Origin of the sequence: Dapis purpurea BLCC-M126, assembly GCF_050015975.1 — a bacterium.
Lineage (GTDB): Bacteria > Cyanobacteriota > Cyanobacteriia > Cyanobacteriales > Microcoleaceae > Trichodesmium.
Genome location: NZ_JBNHER010000130.1, coordinates 1 through 17,416, shown reverse-complemented (window position 1 = coordinate 17,416; position 17,416 = coordinate 1). Strand labels below are relative to the sequence as shown.

Here is a 17,416-nt window from a genome sequence, read left to right as displayed (position 1 = left end):
TAAAAGTATGCTTTTTTACGTATTATATCGTTATTCTTTGATTAAGTCAATTCTCTTATACCAGAGCAGATCCTTTTTGCTACTCCTACTGCTTGCGCCTGATTAGTTTCTGGTAAGATAAGCATAAATTCATCCCCTCCCAAACGCCCCAAAATATCTACTTTGCGGATATTTTTTAATACTGCTTTAACTATTTCAATAATCACTCGATCGCCCATTTGATGTCCGTAAGTATCATTAATGATTTTGAATTTATCAATATCCATCATCAATATGGAAAAAGGATGTTGATAACGAATAGACTTCGCAAACTCTTGTTCAGCTATTTTCATAATTTGACGACGGTTATAAATGTTTGTTAATGCATCTATTGTCGCCATTTTTTCTAACTCTTGAGATAATTCTTTTTGTTTAGTTAAAGCTACTTCTAATTCTTCCAAAGTTTTTGTTTGTAGTAGGGCTTCAGCCCTATCTATAACTTGGAGCTAAAGCCCTACTACAAACTTTAATTAGGGTTTGCGCTCAAAAGTCTGATGGCGAGGGTAGGGAGTAGAGAGTAGTTAAAACTTAAGAGGAACTGGGAGTTATAGAAGAGGTGGTCGAAAAATAGCCCCTTAATTTTTCTGTCTCCCTTTACCCCACAATCTTCACTTTTTCAGCTTTTTTTCACTCAAAAACTGGTACTTTTTCATCACCTAAAATCCTCAATACCTTCATCTGCGAGTCTTTTTATATTTAATCAGCAAACCCTAATAATAACTATTCAATCGGACATAATATCAGTTCTGATTATATTATTCGGAGCGCATTCATCTGATTGAAACCACATTCCGCACGACAAGCATACTATAAGAGTATTTTTAACGAAAAAAGTGGATTACAGCCTCGATTATCAATAGTTTATGTGATATCTATTTTCACCTAGAAACTTCATAGTTATTACTAGGCAAGGCTTTCAACTGCCAGCATGAGATACTACATTTTGACGTGCGGAATGTAGGATTGAATGTTGTATCAAAATTAATTTAACGCGAAACCTACTCCTATCTATTGGAACATTTTAGGTGTGTCACGTCACTACTACAATAAATCTATTATTTTTCAATGAAAATCTCTTGCCTCTTGCCTACTTCTACTGATGAAAGAACATAGTAATTAAAGGTAAAAAATTCAACAATATCCAACTCCAAAACCAGTAGTTATTTCGTTGCATAGAAAAATCTGGTTCTGCTAATAGTGCATCAATTCTTTCTGTTAAACGGTTAGGAGGAGTAGTACAACTAAATGCTGCATAAAAGTTATTTGGTTCAGTGAAGCGATCGCTCACCATCAACAACAAAGTCTCCGCCAACAATAATCCATCCACTTGTTTTTTAGCCCATTGATCGGCACGGATTTCTCGCAGAGTTAAAAGTTCATGCCATAAAACCTGAGTATTTGGTAAAAAAGGAACTATTTTTCCCAACCAACCTAACCAAAAAAACCAAAAAGTATCTCGATAATAATAATGAGCTTGTTCGTGGTTTAAAACTGCGTAAAGTTGATCGGAACTTAATCTTTCTACAAGACCTTTACTAACAACTAACTTAGAATGCCAAAAGCCTATTTGAGCACTAAATAAAATTGGATTATCAAGTAAAAATACAGATTTACCTTTAATATTTATTTGAGGATAATCATTCACCTTTTGCACAGACTGCCAACCTTGATAGCCTAAAACCAAACCCAAAATAATCGCCCATCCGCAAAAACCCCAGGCCAATACATAACTAACCCATCCAGTTGATAATCCCAGCATTTGTCCTTGAGGCCCCATACAAATCATGGCAATGGCCGTTGCAATTAAAAGTAGGGGCGGAGAAATAAATAATAGTAAAGAGCGCTGCCAACGAACTAACCAATGAGGAGAAATGAAAAAATCCACACATCTCAGAGCATAAGCTAAACCTAGAGCCAAAAATATAATTATTAAGTGCATTATTTTTCTTCCTCCCTAGCTTTGCGTATATCTTTGAGCTTCTGGGCGATAGCCTCTATTTGTTCTATACTAGCAGAGTCCAAACTATCGGCAAAAGCTGCCACTACATCAGGATTTCCTACTTCCAGAAATTGATTTAATTGTTTATGCGCTCTCAATATTTTGTCTTCTCGACGAGAAATCAAAGGTCGCCAGACAAAAGCACGACCACTTTCATCGCAGACCAACCAACCTTTTTGAGTTAGGCGACGTAGCACTGTTGTGACTGAAGTATAAGCTAACTCTCGGTCAGGGTCAGCCAGAATAAGTTCATGTACCTGTTTGACTGTAGCACAACCTAAATCCCAAACAATATTCAAAATTTCTGTTTCCAGAGGGCCAAGGGCCATTTGTTGTGGACGGTGATTTGGTAGAGGACTCATAATTTTTGATTTTTCGATTTTTGCTCGGCCTAGTTAAAAATTCCCTGTTCTTCTGGTAAATTATTTAAGTATGACAGTCTGTCTTATTATTGTATAATTACCTCATGGATGCAGAATAATCTAAAAAAACAGGAGTCAAAGATGCGTTTTATATCTTCACTTTCCAAGTCTATAGCACTACTAGCTTCCGTAGTAATGCTAGTTATCGGTAGTCTAGTATTTTCTAATCCAGCACAAGCAGCGAATTATGAAGTAACAATGGGTGCTGGTGGGCTACAATTTAGTCCCAAACAAGTGACTGTTAAACCTGGTGATACAGTTACATTTAAAAATGGTATGCTTGCCCCTCATAATGTAATGTTCAATCCTGGTAATTCCCCAGACGGATCTTTAGCCAAATCACTTTCCCACGACAAGTTAGCATATAAAGCTGGAGAAAGCTTTGATGTAAATATTCCAGCAGATGCAAAGTCTGGTGATTATGAGTTCTTCTGTACTCCTCACCGTGGTGCAGGTATGGTTGGCCATCTAATTGTAAAATAATAGCAGAATTTAACTAATACATCACAAGCCTAAAGCAAGTTGGGTTGATATTAGTTTATTGCTATTTAACTATGACAAAAATATCTCTATCTTCGCCTAATCAAAAATAGTTATTTGCAAAAAACTGTAGGGACGTTCCATCGGACGTCCTGACAATATTTTAAGAAAAGGCAGATATAATTTTTGGAGATATTTCATACTTAAGGGAAATTGTAAAACCCTTAAATAATTAAGATTTAAATTGATAACTATTAAATATTCCTCTCTCTAAAACTTAGGTATTTTAGGGGGAGGATTATTATTTTTATCATTAATAAATAACTTTAAAATCTTGGTACAAATGCAAAATGTAGCATCAAAAACTATTTGATAAGAGTTAATTTAATTTTTATGTTTGACAGGCTGTCGTTTGACGTAATGCCTAACTTAATTCAGAATAGGGAACGCAGATTTAATAATCTTCTGTATTTGTGTTGAGAGAGGAGAACAAATGAAAAAATTACTATCAATTGTGCTATTGGCCATAGCTTTTGTTGTTGTTGCGGTACAACCTCCAGCTTTAGCTGCCGATCTAGCTCATGGAAAGCAGATATTCTCAGGTAATTGTAACGCTTGCCATCTAGGAGGCAAGAATACCATTAACCCAACAAAGACTCTAAGTAAAGCAGATTTAGAAAAATATGGTATGTATAGTGCAGATAAAATTATCTACCAGGTAACAAATGGTAAGAATGCTATGCCAAATTTTAAAAGGCTTGGAGAAGCTTCCATTGAAGATGTTGCAGCTTATGTTCTAGCTCAAGCTGACAAAGGCTGGAAATAATTAATATCAAATTAGGAAAAGATAGGAGAGAAAAGTTTCCAACTTTACAAATGAAAGCTTTCTCATCTTGATAATATATTCCTTGATAGTTGGGGTGAAAATTAGAGCTAAGAAAATATCAAATCTAAGCTCTATTTATTCACCCCAATATTAGTATTTGAAGTAAATATATACGGTGACAAATGAATAGCTTTTATCGATTTCTATTCAGCATTGGTATAGTTGTTACGGTCTTATTTTTGTCGTTCTCTCCACCGATGAAAACTGCAACTGCTAACTCAGACATCGGAAATGCTAAAAAATACTTCACTGCAGGTATAGCTAATACTGAAAATCAAAACTATGAGCAAGCAGTTAACAATTTTAGCAAAGCAATAGAATTTAATTCTAACTTTGCCAGTGCTTATAGTAATAGATGTTTAGTTTATCTTCAATGGGGAAAATATCAGCAAGCGATCGCTGACTGCACCGAAGCAATAAAAATTAATCCAGAAAGTATAGAAGCAAATCTCAACCTAGGTTTAGCTTACGACAAAATCGGTAATTACCAACAAGCAATTGCAGAATATACTCAAGTGCTTAACCAAAACCATAATGATTTTCGTGCATTATACAACCGAGGATTAGCTAATTTTGAACTCAAGAATTATCACGAAGCAATAGGAGACTATAATCAAATTTTAGCAAATACTCAGCGAGATGCTAATTTTAATCAAGCAGATATTTATAATGAAAGAGGTTTGGCATATTTAATGTCAAAAAATATGCACAAAGCAAAGTCAGATTTTAGTTATGCTATTTATATGGATGCTGGTAACTCCAGAGCTTATTATAATAGAGGTTGTGTTTGTAGCAAGATGGGAAACATTGAAGCAGCAATGGCAGACTTTAGTAAAACTCTAAAACTTAACCCCCATGAAGCTCAAGCATATTTAAACCGAGGGTTATTGCGTCAAGAGTCCGGACTTTATCAAGCAGCAATGCAAGATTTACAAGCTGCAGCAGAGTGTTTTTGCGAGCGAGGTAATATGTCAGCTTATCATCACACTCAAGCATTGATTAATGGATTACAAAAATGGCTGTTATCATCTAATCAAACTGCTATTGGTTAACTAGCTATCAGCTTTTCCTGACGGAATACTCCGAAACAGCATTTAGCTGTCATATAGAATCCGGTAAAATAGTCGTCATTGCGACGATAGGAAGCAATCTCCTAAAACCCTGAGATTGCTTCCTTCCACTCCGTTCCAGTCGCAATGACTTGGATATACTAATTATCCTGATTTTATATCAGCTATTGGTAGAGCGCAATAGGGGTGAATGGTAATTCACCCCTAGAGAGTTTTGCTTGTAATGATATAACTCATCAATCTGAAAAATGTTGCGATCGCTTGAATCTGAAACCTAAACCAGTGAAATATTTAGTGTCGTTAACAGTAGAGCCAACAGGATTTTTGAGAACTGCAATTGCTTCATTCAAGTGACTAGCATTTAACTCGCCAGTAGCATAATTATAGGGATAGTGTATCACAAAACGCTGATATCTTGACCCAGTGAAATATTATATTAGTCTACGATAAGATTTTCCCGCAGTGAAATATTAGTGTCGTTAACTGCAAAGCCAACAGGGTTGTTGAGAACTGCAATGTTATTACCATTCGCACTCAGCTCGCCAGAGTTAGCATCATAGCTGATACCATTAAGATCGCTAATACCGTAGACATTCTTGTCAATTAAAAATTTGTCTCCTTCATTAGCATTAAAGTCAGCGATAGTATCTATTCCAATATCAGAATTGAGGATAAAGAAATCACCTCCATTGCCACCATTTAGATAATCATCTCCTGCATTACCATAGAGGCGGTCAACATGATCGTTGCCAATTAGGGTGTCATTTCCGTCCCCACCAAACATTTGATCGTAAAGCGAGCCGCCAATTAGGCTGTCATTTCCACTACCACCCCACATCCATTCTCCACTGTCGCCACCTGTAATAGTGTCATTTCCTCCGTGACCAGCTATTATATAACCTTGTCCATCTACTCCTGTCAGACTATCATTTGTTGAGCTGCCAGTAGTAATAAAAATACCACTATGTTCAGCCCAACCTCCTGTGGCACTTTTTGTCTCAACTCTTGTCTCAGTTATTGTTTTATTCTCCCCATTCACTTTTGCTTCTCGTGTTTCCACGATCTCGTTAACAAAGTCAACCTTAATATTGTCAACAACATTATTGACTTGCCCTTCCGGGATATTTTCCAAGACAGCAACAGGTCGTCCCCAAATAAATAACGACAGCTCGCTGTTTGAAGAGTTATACTTATAGTCTCGACGATCGCCTTGATTCATCCCTGGAATCAAGAGCTTATCTTCATTCACGTTGAAATCCTTAATGACGTCACCTTCAGTAGCCTGTACAGCAAAGGTATCAGCACCTGCACCACCCCTGAGAGTATCAGTTCCTTGACCACCGTTGAGAACGTTAGCCTGACCATCTCCTGTGATCCTGTCACCATAATCACTACCAATGATGTTCTCAATGCTGTGTAACCTGTCTTTAGTACGGAAGCCATCATCATTGTTATTCCCATTACTTAAGTTAATAGTGATAGCTGATGTAGAGTCCATATAGTTCACTGCATCAACACCATCACCACCATAAATACGGTCGTTACCTTGTCCCGGAAAAAACACATCGTTGCCCCCAAATCCGTAGAACACATCATCACCAGCTGTGTATGCTTTTTCTGGTTCTTCATAGCCAGAGATAATGTCACCAAATTGTGTTCCATAGGAATAGTCAGCACCATTGGCACCCTTGATATCAAATCCGGAATAGGCTCCCAGAACCAGAAATTTGTTTGTTCCCAGGTCTTCGAGTTGTGAGTCTTCAATTTCCAGTTTTGTCTTGTTTTTGAAATCTTTGGCACCCTTAGAATCAAGAATTAATGCGTTGCGTTCAATATTCTTGAACAAGTTTGACTCAAGTTTGCCGTTTGAGTTACCTTCAATATTATTAAAGTCATTAGATAGTTTAACAGTTGCAATGACATCAGTGTTATTTTTATCGTGAAAAACCTTGAGTAAACCGTTATCAGTGGTATTTTTATCAATGTAGATATCACCATCCGATGGCAGAGGAATAAATATAACATCCTCAACAGGGTTGAAGTCTGTAATGGTTGCAGAACCCTTTTCACCTCCGTTTTGTGCAACTGTGGCTGTAACGTTATGTGAGGTGGCTTTGGCTACATCAAACATCATTGGCACGATTTCTTTGGCGATTTTGCCCGCAGTGCCCAAACCTGGAACAACAGTGAATAATAAATCACTAACGTCTCCAGCCAGGCTTAAACCTAGACGTCCCCAGTCAAAACCTTTTCCTGTAGTATGAGGCCCTGACGGGGTGGAAGCATCTCCTAAAAAGAAGGTATCGCCCCCTGCACCACCTGTTAGTACATCGCTTTCGCCATTAGTTAGAGGACCTGTGTACAATAAGTCACTGCCGTTTCCTCCGTTAAGAGTGTCAGTTCCTTCTCCACCATGAAGTGCATCATTATCGTTCCCACCGTTTAGAACATCATCCCCCTTCCAGCCTTCAATAAGGTCGTTTCCTCCTGCTCCATTAATTGAATCGTTGAAGGTACCATCCCAACGGTAAACGACGTTTTCAAATTCATAAGAGCTTAAGCCCACGTTATGGGACCAATGTTTGTGCGTTTTATATGCGCCCGTAATGTTGTTATCTAAATCGTTGCCGTTAACAGTAGAGTGAGAGATAGCATGACGGGTATAAACCTTGGTACTCCCATTAATTATGTGTGTGTGATCAAATGTAACATTATTTGTCCAGTTCGTCTCGCCATCTTTCATATTATAGGGTTCCGATTCCTCCTCAATTAGGAGTCGATAGCGACCTACTCCGAAGAAATAGTCAGAGGTTTGGGAGTGAAAGTCAGATCTTGCCATTTTTCTTTCTCCTTCAAATAGAATTTTTGTTGGTGTTGGAAAGATGTTGTTCTCTTTCCGTTGTTAAGATTATTATCGCTGGAATTTCCGGAAAAAACAATACGGAAAAGTTCAGGAAAGTTCAGGAATTTTCCACCTGAATAAAACTGAACTTTTTTGAGATAAATTTGGACAATTAACTTATCTTGGCAAAAAAATAAATCCCCTTATGATCTAGTATAGTTATGAGATATAGCTATTTTTTTGTAACTAAAAATCGATATTAAATTAATTTTTATAGGTATTTATGACTCAGTATTTTAACCAAATGTCGTAAATTAATTCAGAAAAGTTCAGTTTTATTCAGTGGCTGAAAAAATCAACTTATAAAAGTTCAGTTTTATTCAGTACCTTATTAAATAGGGTATTCGTAGTTTGATTCCCAACTTTTTTGGAGTAGGAAGATGCTTTGTAGTTAGTGCGACACGAACGCCTAACCACTGTGTTTTATCTATGTGAGATATGTGAAAACTGCTATAAATAAAAAAGTTGGGAAATATATTATTTCCCAACCCAAAAGGAGATGAACTGATATGCAAACAAAACAATTTTTTACAGATGCAATAAATGATGCTGTTTTCGTCTCAACAGCGATCGCTACCAAAATTAGCAACAAGATTTCCAATTTTAAGATTGACAGAAATCTTTGACAGTAAAATTTTTTCTTACCGTTGCTTGTTCGGTGCTACAAAACTTTCGCCATCTAAGCAGTTACTAATACAGGACTTTCTTCGCCTAGAAAAATGGGACGTAGCGTTTCCAACCACTGTGTAATTCTCTCTTCAGTTAGCTCGCTTTGATTAACTTCATCAAGTGGTAATCCTACAAATTTACCATCACGCACGGCGGCAGAATGCTCAAAAGTGTAACCTTCAGTAGGGAACTCTCCTACTATAGTTGCACCAAGCTTCTCGAATTGGTCGCACATAAGTTGCAATGCGCCAGCAAAGTGCTTTCCATGACCAACTTGATCTGCTGCACCAAACAACGCAATAGTTTTTCCAGTAAAATCAGGCTTTTCGATATCCATGTCAAAAAGTGGTTCGCGCCAGGCATTCTGCACTTCCCCAGCACCCCAGGTTGAACAACCCAATAATAAATAATCGTATTCAAGAAGTTGACTAAATTCGTCGTAATCTTCTTCCATATCTATGATATCACAAAGTTCTTCGCCTAATTTTTCGTGGATTGTTTCAGCGATTTCTGCTGTTACACCGGATGTGCTGCCGTAAAAGATCCCAATTTTTGCCATTATCGACACTCCTGATTACTTTGATGTCTAAATTAAAGTTGATTGAATCTACTGGGGAAAGCAAATCACACTAGCTTAACCAAGATGTTTGAGGGTATCTCGGTGCTTTCTACAAGTTAGTTGCAGAATTCTTGGTTACTAAATGCTATAAATTTTTGAATTAACTTACTTCATAATGCCAGACTTAAAATTCATCTATAGTTTAGTCTAGTTTTAACTTAATAAGAAGTAATCTCAATAATTTGTCGATTGTATCCCCAAGCCCAATCAAATAACAAAGGCCAATAGAGACAAGTGCTTCAGATGACCTTGGAATAGATATGGCTTTTTGTATCAACCCTATCTATATTTTGAATATATCGGGTAAATTAATAGAAATCTGTATCAATTGTAGTTGAAAATTCTTTTGAGTAAATTTATAATTAATAGGGGATTAGTTACAAATTTATTAATAAATACAGTTTTGGCATTAATACTAATTAATTAATAAGAAATCTCAATAAATTGAATTAGATGAGCAAAAAGCTATTCCTGTTGGAGTGATGGTTTGATTGGTGCGGAACAGTATCGTAGTAGACCGACACAGCTAAAATGCTGCATTATATATCTTAAAATAGGGCGGGTTTATCTAATTTTAGGTTGAGCAACTTGAATTTAACGCCGAACCCGCCCCTACTATTGCAATATTTTAGGCGTGTACAGACAAACAACTATCGGACAAACTTTGGCATAACTTCAGCAGCAGTAAATAAACCATAAATACCTCTTCGATATAAATCTACTCCTGCCTTCAAATAGCCAAATGCTGGACCACAAACATTAGCTGCCATGCTAGTTTCATCCCCTAATGTAAAGGTATGAGTAGAAATTTTGCCTTCAAAAGTACGACCAGTCACCTGCACATTTGTACTTAAAGGTTTTTTCGGGTTGCGAGTATCAACAATACCTCCTACTGTTACCTGATCGCGATCGCAAATTCCTGCCAACTCCAACATAATATCGTCAGCGTGTTCCATATTCTCCAACTTCAACAGACCATTTGTCTCTTCTAGCAAAGCTTCTACCTCAGCATCAGTCATGGCCTTAGCTTTTTCCACATCATATCCCGGCAAATGGCCAATATCCTCACGAATTGTCGCGCGGTAAGCTTCCCAATTAGCAATACCTACTCCAAAAGTAATTTTGACACTATGAATTTCTGCATAACTCTGAGCTGCTATAGCTGCTGCTGCGGTTAATAAACCAGGAGTTGCACCACAACCAGTCATATAAGTAATACCCGCAGCTTGTAGTTCATCTTTGAGGGCCAATAATTGTTCTACTGCACTAGTACGCTTAATGGCATCCACCAATACCCCCCGCCAACCAGCAGCAATAAATTGTTTGGCAACATTTGCCATAAAAGTATTAGGCAAGTTAGGAAGGGCCAGAAAATAACCATCCACAGTATCAGCTACTTTAATTAATTCCTCAATGCTCTGATTACTTAAAACTCCACCAGGTTCTAAATAACCCAAAGACCCTTGCTTATTGTAGATAGCCATACACTGGTCAGGATTTAATCCTTGAGAGTTGTAGGCATAACCTTTTTGGTCAGCAGCAGCAACTAAGGCCATTTCTTGTTTGGGTGTAAGTACCCTAGCTGCAGCTTGTCCTAAACCACCAAAGCCTAAAACACCTACATGGATTTGATTGCTGGAAGTTGTTATTTGCATAGCACTTATAGCACTTAATTTAACTGGACAGACTTTTATTATCTGCTAAGGTGCATCACCGTGGAAGTCATGCCTTTTGACTTTGAAATAAAGTCAAAAGGTTTTAATTATTTCCAAGTGAATTGGTATCAAAAGTTAAAAAAGTGAATATAGACCAGGGAATTTTACTTAAAGTTTATAGTTCGTAAATTCCTAAATAGCGACTTAATTAATTGCCTAAAAAATCTGTTTGCAATTATTAGAAATTAACGAAAATTAAATAATTCAAAACCTAATTTTTACTAAGAAAACATAAAAATTATTCAAAATAATATATTGAGCCTTTATTCTAAAGGAAGAGAGAAGAACAAAGAAGGCTTTAGTTATCTGGGAGATAAGATTAATTACTGATATTTTATTGGTTCTCCTAGGTTGTTCTACGCAAACAGCTATTCGATAAGTTCTAACAGTCATGGCAACTGCGATATATCAGCTTAACCTAGAAAATCATTTGTATTTTCAAGGGATATTTGACCGACAAATCCCAAAATACTTATTGGATCAGAAATATTAGATAGAAATATTTTACATAACAGCCTGAGTGATATTTGTCAAGAGCTTTTAGTTTTAAGTTCTGTAATATGACTCACTAGGCTATCTTCTTGATCCCATATTTCCTTGTACCTGAGTCCACCATCTTGACGGTTAGAAAAATATACGCCAAACTTAACAAATAACTGATGCATTGCTTCAGATTATAATAACTTTTGTTAAGAAATGATTCGTTATCTATCAATTGATAAAAATTGATTTAGATTAAAAGCAAGTCATTTAAACAATCAAGAAGCAACTTCAGCAGATATCACTTTGAAAAAATTGGTATCTTTGTATATTTCGATAACTGTTCATCATTCATCTATGAACATGGAAACTTTAGAGTTCATCATTCATCCAGATGGTCGGGTACAGGAAAAAGTTACTGGTATTGTCGGTGCATCCTGTACAGAGGTAACTGCTGCAATTGAATCTGAGTTAGGTATTGTCTTAACTCAAGAGTCAACTTCTGAATACTTTGCTCAACAGCAGCATCAGTCTGATACTGCTAGTATGCAAGTTTCTTCTTTTAGCAGTTACTAAAATTTTTTTTTCTTGTTGAGTTCAGTTTATTTCTCTTAGAATTAATATGTCACACTTTAGTCAAATCAAAACTCAAATTCGTAATCTGAAGTCTTTGCAGTCTGCTCTAACAGATTTAGGTATTGACTGGAAATCAGGTCCAACAGAAGTCCGGGGTTATCGCGGACAAACTAGCACTGCTGAAGTGGTCATAGAACAAAATAATGGGTATGACTTAGGGTTTGCCTGGAATGGTAATGAATATGAGCTGGTTGCCGATCTACAATTCTGGCAACAAGCATCCTCTGTAGATCGCTTTATTAATATGGTCACTCAGCGTTATGCTTTCCAAACTGTAGTTAATGAAACTGCTAAACAAGGATTTCAGGTTACGGAACAGCAAAAAAATAAGGATGGATCTGTCCGTCTAGTTGTTCAACGTTGGAATGCTTAAACAGCAGTCAGCAATTAGCGATCGCCAGTCAACTTTTCAAATTATGGAAAAGTGATTTTAACTGTAGGTTGGGTTTAGCTGTGCAATATATTTGCGGAGCATTCCGTAGGAAAAAGCATTAGCGAAACCCAACAACTATTACAATACAAAATTATTAGTGTATTTTTGGTCTATCAACGAAGGCCAACTTACAAAACTGATAGATAGATATATAGATAGTATATTACTTTTACAAAATGTTAGATTTTTCTTCATCCTCCCTAGAAGGTCAGACAGAACGTTCCGGTTTTGAACCGGAACTTGGTGGGATATTACGGGATGCTCCCGAACGTTCCGGTTTTGAACCGGAACTTGGTGGGGTGTTGCGACAAAAAGGGGTTTACGTTGATGAAATTACCTGTATCGGTTGTAAACATTGCGCTCATGTTGCCCATAATACTTTTTATATTGAAACTGACCATGGGCGAGCGCGTGTTTTTCAGCAAGACGGCGACTCTGAAGAATTAATCCAAGAAGCGATCGATACTTGTCCTGTTAATTGTATTCACTGGATTGATTATACCAAACTGAAAACTCTGGAAGAAGAGCGCAAGTATCAGGTCATTCCTATTGCTGGGGGTCCTATGGAGGGTCCAGCGCGTATTGCTAGTCATAGACGCAAGCAGAATGCTAGTAAAAAGAAGATTTGATTGTTGTAATTAATATTATAGGTTTGCAAGCGATATCAAATCCGGTTGAATACTTATTATATGGTTGGGGGGATGGGGAGATGGGGAGATGGAGACTAATATCATGTGCCCCCTCCGGGGGAGCTACGAATTGCGGATAATCACTTATAATAAAATTTTTGTTTGTAGTAGGGCTTCAGCCCTATCTATAGTTCGGGCTGAAGCCCTACTACGAACTGTAATTATAATAACTATTTAACCATTAGCGTAGCTCCCCCCAAGGTCGCACATAATATAACCCCTAACCACTCTCCAGTGGGGAATTTAGCGAGATATCTATTAAAGTAATTGAAAAAATTATAAACACATATCCTATGACCAGATTTTATGTGCAATTAACCGGATTTGATATGATATTATGTCCGCATAAATACTAAATATAAAGTCATTGCAACTGGAATGGAGTGGAAGGAAGCAATCTCTTATGTTTTAGATATTTCTTCTATTAACTACTGAATTTATCTAGCAGAATATCAATGCTATTTAATACTTCTTGAAACTTTTCAGCTAAGATTATAGCTTTGGTAGGTAACACTTCTATATCTGGAGTTTGACTTCGTAGCTCATTCTCTAAGGAAGCAGCAGATTTGTAGAGAATCTCTGCTCCAATAGTACCTGCCAGACCTTTCATGGAGTGAACGAGATGTAACGCCTTAGTCAAATTGCCCTGATTTATAGCTGCGATAATTTCGGTCTTATAGTCTTCTTGAGAACTTTGAACAAGTCTCAGAATTTCCAGATAATTATCCCAGTCACCACTTATAAATTCTAAACCCAAATTGACGTTTAGACCTGGTAGAGTTGCAAAAGTAGTCTCTGAAATGGGAGCCTTTTCTGGAGCAACACTGAAAAGATTACTTGTAGCGACAGAGGAACTGCAAGCAATCCACTTATAGAGAGTATTATATAAATTTTTGGGATTAACAGGTTTGGATAGATGATCGTTCATCCCAACTTCCAAACTTTTATTTTTATCTATATCCATAGCATTAGCTGTCATGGCAATAATTGGCACTCTGGCAAACCATTGAGTTTCGCTGTTGTTCTCCTCTGCCAGACAACGGATTAGCTGAGTTGCCTCTAGGCCATCCATTTCCGGCATCCTAATATCCATCAAGATTAGGTCATAACTACGCTCTAGCACTTTAGCTATCGCCTCTTTTCCGTTATTTGCGCAATCTACATTTAACCCCACCCTTTCTAACAATTCCTGGGCAACTAGTTTGTTAATTGCATTGTCTTCTACCAGTAGAATATTAGCTCCCTGAATTTCCTCAAGTTTTACCAAGCTAGACAATTCAGTTTCTTTGAGATTCGTGGATACAGGAAAATCAGAAGTATCACTATCTTCCCGGGAATAGCCAAACTCTAGTTCAAAATGAAATGTACTGCCTTTACCCAGTTCACTCTCAACCCCAATGCTACCTCCCATCATCTCAACAATACCTTTGCAAATAGCTAGTCCAAGTCCTGTGCCACCGTACTTCCGACTGATAGAAGCATCAACTTGTGTAAAAGATTGAAATAGTCTTTCGATTTGAGACTGATTAATACCCACCCCTGTATCTTGCACCTGATATTTCAGATGTACAGTTTCATCAGTACAACTAAGCAATTCAACTACAATAGTAACAAAACCAGTTTCAGTGAACTTGACAGCATTGCTCGCCAGATTTATCAACACCTGAGTTAAGCGCAGTGAGTCTCCAATTAAATACTGGGGAACATCATCCCCAACTTTAAAGATTAGTTCTATTCCTTTTTCTTTAGCTTTGAGACCAAGAATATTATTGATAGAATTTAGGATGTCATCTAATTCAAATGGGATAGATTCCAGTTCCACTTTCCCGGCTTCGATTTTAGAAAAGTCAAGGATGTCATTGATGATTTGCAGCAATGATTGGGCAGAACTTTGAATTTTATTGAGGTAGTCTTGCTGATTAGGTTGAAGAGAGGTTTGCTGTACTAAGTGGGTAAGCCCCAGAATACCATTCATCGGAGTACGGATTTCGTGACTGATTAGGGCTAAAAATTCGCTCTTGGCACGGTTGGCATATTCGGCACTTTCTTTTGCTACTCGCATTTTTTCATAGGCTTTTGCTTGTTGGATAGCAATGGCAATGTGAACAGATAACCGTTGCACTAAATCTATCCCATCCCTTGTCCAGGTGTAGGTATGCCGATGACTCGCGAGCATTAAACCCCATAGTTGCCCTTCTACAAGAATAGGTACAACCATCGCTGCACGAATATTAGAAGGCTTTTCTAGAGTTAGCTGTGATTTATTTAGGTCATCTACTACCAGCATCTTACCCTGGTGATAATGCTCCATCCATTTTGCAGTAACCCAGACAGGATCGAGTTCTAAATCCAACAGCGATCGCTCACCTTCAGCAATTGACTCAGCCACCACTGCGTCAGAAGAATCAGGAGAAAATTGGTAAATAATCGCCCGATGACACTGCAACAGTAAACGAAATTCTTGCACAGTTGTATCAAGAATACTCTGCAAATTCCAGGATGATCGGATCTGTTCTGTTACAGTCATCAATGATTTTTCTTTTTCTATTTTAGTCCTAAGAACAGCCGTCCGATCTTCCAGCAGACTCTCTAGCTCGGTAGTCCGATTTTCCAGCAATTTGATTCGCTCTTCCTCTAGGCGCACTACCCGTTGTTCCAAAACTTCCATTAACTTATGAACTTCCGGAGGATTGATGGCTTGCAACACATTCGTTTGAGTAATTATGCCTAGAAGTTCTCCTTGATCCCCTGTCACCACTAACCGACGAATATTCCGTTCCTGCATGATCTGTTGAATAAACCAGAGTGACTTGTCTGACTTAATTGCTAGGATTGGCTTACTCATAACTGTCTCTGCGGTGCAATTTTCTAGATTTAAGCCCAATGCCTGAAATCTTACTATATCTCGCTCCGTTAGCATCCCGACCGGAATTTGCAGGGGTTGTGTGGTCGTGCCACCGGGTTCTACAATCACAATGGAACTAATACGATGCTTTGCCATAAGTTGGGCAATTATCAACACGGAAGTCTCCGATGTCGCACAAACTACCTCACAGTTCATTACCTCCCCCACCAGACGTGCCTGTAGCAAATCAGTTGGTTGGCAGACTTGTCGCAAACTGTCATGGGTTAATAGTCCAACAAGGTTTTCTTGGTCGTCTACGATTGGTAAGTGACGAATCCGATGCTGCTGAAGTAGATTAATTACAAAAAACAAATTGGTAAAATCTGATTCACCCAGGGTAATGACAGATTTTGTCATTATTTGACTCATTACCAATTCTTCTAGAGTTTGCCCCTTAGCACTGAGGTGCACTACATCGCGCTCAGTCAAAATACCCACGACTTGATTTTCCTCAACAACTAATACGCAACTTGACCTAGCTGCTTGATGACGATCTTTCTCTTGTCTTGCTGTTATTTGGTCAGAGCTAGCTAGCGATCGCTCCTTATTCATAAGGGTAACAGCATCTTTGACTGTTGTATCTGAACTGACAACGAGGGGATTCCGAATTATTGCAGACTTCAGGTCTTGCTGAGTAATCACCGTGCTGCGAACTGACACTTCACTAACACAGGCGCATAGTAAGTTAGCTGTAATATCTCCCTTAACCAGATATTCTGCTGCTCCCAGTTTCATTACCCGTACTGCAACCCGCTCATCCCCCACACCAGTAAGTATAATTACAGGTAATTGATCTTTAGGGTAGTTAGTGGCAATTGCTTCTAAAAATTCCAATCCATCTCCATCGGGTAGGTTGACATCTACCAGAGCTATATTTGGTTCCTCCAACTCCCACATTTCTATTCCTTCTTCTAAGGTTTCAGCCTCTATGATCCTATAGGTGTGGTGCGAATCTGATTTAAGATAACGAATGTAGGTAAGACGATCTACCTCAGAATCATCCAGGAGCAGAATAGTTATCCTAGGTAATAAAACTTCAGGTGTATTAGTATTGCTCTTATTATAAGAGTCTTGATTATGGGTTGGGTTAGACATTTTTGTGCAGAAGTAGTCGATATTTGGGAGTCAGAGGAAATATTTTTTTTAAGAAAATAACATAATCTTAATTCTAATATTCAGAAAGTTTATCTATTGTAATAATTTGGCACTCAAATCTATATTCTAATATTCAGAAAGTTTATCTATTGTAATAACTTGGCACTCAAATCTATTTCCGTTTTATGCCAGGAATGAAAAAAGAATGGTACAAAAAGTTGGATATAATAGCTGAATACTTAGGGCTTGCCGATCAAATCTAAAAGCGTTTATATCATGTCCGGATAATTAGTGATAAAAAAGTTTTTGTTTGTAGTAGGGCTTTATACCAATTTAATAAATGTTTGTTACAAATAGACAGGGTATTTTTTAGGAGT

At 37.6% G+C, this 17,416-nt stretch carries 14 protein-coding genes; 6 read left to right on the top strand and 8 right to left on the bottom strand.

The annotated features are described in order from the left end of the window. Positions 1–41: 41 nt before the first annotated feature. From ACP6PL_RS11600 to ACP6PL_RS11590, 3 genes are all read right to left on the bottom strand, one after another. A complete protein-coding gene (locus ACP6PL_RS11600; protein ID WP_426545414.1) occupies positions 42–440 on the bottom strand; it encodes a GGDEF domain-containing protein in 399 nt (132 codons plus the stop codon). A gap of 692 nt (positions 441–1,132) precedes the next feature. Further along, positions 1,133–1,978, bottom strand: coding sequence for a M56 family metallopeptidase (locus tag ACP6PL_RS11595; RefSeq protein WP_426545413.1), 846 nt, complete (start codon positions 1,976–1,978; stop codon positions 1,133–1,135). Beyond that, positions 1,978–2,400 carry a BlaI/MecI/CopY family transcriptional regulator gene (locus ACP6PL_RS11590; protein ID WP_426545412.1) on the bottom strand — a complete coding sequence of 141 codons (423 nt, stop codon included), beginning with the start codon at positions 2,398–2,400 and terminating at the stop codon, positions 1,978–1,980. The genes ACP6PL_RS11595 and ACP6PL_RS11590 overlap by 1 nt, the downstream gene beginning before the upstream one ends. Before the next feature lie 141 nt (positions 2,401–2,541). Here ACP6PL_RS11590 and petE point away from each other — a divergent pair, with 141 nt between their 5' ends. From petE to ACP6PL_RS11575, 3 genes are all read left to right on the top strand, one after another. After that, positions 2,542–2,943 carry a plastocyanin gene (petE, locus tag ACP6PL_RS11585; RefSeq protein WP_426545411.1) on the top strand — a complete coding sequence of 134 codons (402 nt, stop codon included), beginning with the start codon at positions 2,542–2,544 and terminating at the stop codon, positions 2,941–2,943. Between the two features lie 490 nt (positions 2,944–3,433). Further along, positions 3,434–3,766, top strand: a complete 333-nt coding sequence (gene petJ, locus ACP6PL_RS11580; RefSeq protein WP_426545410.1) for a cytochrome c6 PetJ — start codon at positions 3,434–3,436, stop codon at positions 3,764–3,766. 182 nt (positions 3,767–3,948) lie between these two features. Then, on the top strand, positions 3,949–4,878 hold the full coding sequence (locus ACP6PL_RS11575; protein ID WP_426545409.1) for a tetratricopeptide repeat protein: 930 nt from the start codon (positions 3,949–3,951) through the stop codon (positions 4,876–4,878). 254 nt (positions 4,879–5,132) lie between these two features. Here ACP6PL_RS11575 and ACP6PL_RS11570 read toward each other — a convergent pair whose 3' ends face one another. The 4 genes from ACP6PL_RS11570 to bioU form a co-directional block, all read right to left on the bottom strand. After that, positions 5,133–5,297, bottom strand: coding sequence for a hypothetical protein (locus tag ACP6PL_RS11570; protein ID WP_426545408.1), 165 nt, complete (start codon positions 5,295–5,297; stop codon positions 5,133–5,135). A 35-nt stretch (positions 5,298–5,332) separates the two neighbouring features. Beyond that, positions 5,333–7,735, bottom strand: a complete 2,403-nt coding sequence (locus tag ACP6PL_RS11565) for a calcium-binding protein (RefSeq protein WP_426545407.1) — start codon at positions 7,733–7,735, stop codon at positions 5,333–5,335. A gap of 742 nt (positions 7,736–8,477) precedes the next feature. Continuing rightward, positions 8,478–9,026: a flavodoxin gene (locus ACP6PL_RS11560; protein ID WP_426545406.1), complete on the bottom strand. Its 549-nt coding sequence runs from the start codon at positions 9,024–9,026 to the stop codon at positions 8,478–8,480. Positions 9,027–9,736: 710 nt separating this feature from the next. After that, entirely contained in the window at positions 9,737–10,741 is a 1,005-nt protein-coding gene (gene bioU, locus ACP6PL_RS11555; protein WP_426545405.1) for a (S)-8-amino-7-oxononanoate synthase BioU, read from the bottom strand. Between the two features lie 903 nt (positions 10,742–11,644). Here bioU and ACP6PL_RS11550 point away from each other — a divergent pair. From ACP6PL_RS11550 to ACP6PL_RS11540, 3 genes are all read left to right on the top strand, one after another. Next, positions 11,645–11,857: a DUF2997 domain-containing protein gene (locus tag ACP6PL_RS11550; RefSeq protein WP_426545415.1), complete on the top strand. Its 213-nt coding sequence runs from the start codon at positions 11,645–11,647 to the stop codon at positions 11,855–11,857. Between the two features lie 46 nt (positions 11,858–11,903). Next, complete coding sequence (locus ACP6PL_RS11545; RefSeq protein WP_426545404.1) at positions 11,904–12,290, top strand: DUF1257 domain-containing protein; 387 nt, start codon at positions 11,904–11,906, stop codon at positions 12,288–12,290. A gap of 236 nt (positions 12,291–12,526) precedes the next feature. Then, the gene (locus ACP6PL_RS11540) at positions 12,527–12,979 is read left to right on the top strand and encodes a ferredoxin (RefSeq protein ID WP_426545403.1); all 453 of its coding nucleotides are present in this window, start codon (positions 12,527–12,529) and stop codon (positions 12,977–12,979) included. Positions 12,980–13,463: 484 nt separating this feature from the next. Here ACP6PL_RS11540 and ACP6PL_RS11535 read toward each other — a convergent pair whose 3' ends face one another. Next, the gene (locus tag ACP6PL_RS11535) at positions 13,464–17,039 is read right to left on the bottom strand and encodes a response regulator (protein WP_426545402.1); all 3,576 of its coding nucleotides are present in this window, start codon (positions 17,037–17,039) and stop codon (positions 13,464–13,466) included. Positions 17,040–17,416: the final 377 nt, after the last annotated feature.

What these genes read in the sequence shown, in the direction of transcription:
- ACP6PL_RS11595 (WP_426545413.1), bottom strand. Translation starts at nt 1,978, where the DNA reads ATGCACTTAATAATTATATTTTTGGCTCTAGGTTTAGCTTATGCTCTG.
- ACP6PL_RS11590 (WP_426545412.1), bottom strand. Translation starts at nt 2,400, where the DNA reads ATGAGTCCTCTACCAAATCACCGTCCACAACAAATGGCCCTTGGCCCT.
- petE (WP_426545411.1), top strand. Translation starts at nt 2,542, where the DNA reads ATGCGTTTTATATCTTCACTTTCCAAGTCTATAGCACTACTAGCTTCC.
- petJ (WP_426545410.1), top strand. Translation starts at nt 3,434, where the DNA reads ATGAAAAAATTACTATCAATTGTGCTATTGGCCATAGCTTTTGTTGTT.
- ACP6PL_RS11575 (WP_426545409.1), top strand. Translation starts at nt 3,949, where the DNA reads ATGAATAGCTTTTATCGATTTCTATTCAGCATTGGTATAGTTGTTACG.
- ACP6PL_RS11565 (WP_426545407.1), bottom strand. Translation starts at nt 7,735, where the DNA reads ATGGCAAGATCTGACTTTCACTCCCAAACCTCTGACTATTTCTTCGGA.
- ACP6PL_RS11560 (WP_426545406.1), bottom strand. Translation starts at nt 9,026, where the DNA reads ATGGCAAAAATTGGGATCTTTTACGGCAGCACATCCGGTGTAACAGCA.
- bioU (WP_426545405.1), bottom strand. Translation starts at nt 10,741, where the DNA reads ATGCAAATAACAACTTCCAGCAATCAAATCCATGTAGGTGTTTTAGGC.
- ACP6PL_RS11550 (WP_426545415.1), top strand. Translation starts at nt 11,645, where the DNA reads ATGGAAACTTTAGAGTTCATCATTCATCCAGATGGTCGGGTACAGGAA.
- ACP6PL_RS11545 (WP_426545404.1), top strand. Translation starts at nt 11,904, where the DNA reads ATGTCACACTTTAGTCAAATCAAAACTCAAATTCGTAATCTGAAGTCT.
- ACP6PL_RS11540 (WP_426545403.1), top strand. Translation starts at nt 12,527, where the DNA reads ATGTTAGATTTTTCTTCATCCTCCCTAGAAGGTCAGACAGAACGTTCC.
- ACP6PL_RS11535 (WP_426545402.1), bottom strand. Translation starts at nt 17,039, where the DNA reads ATGTCTAACCCAACCCATAATCAAGACTCTTATAATAAGAGCAATACT.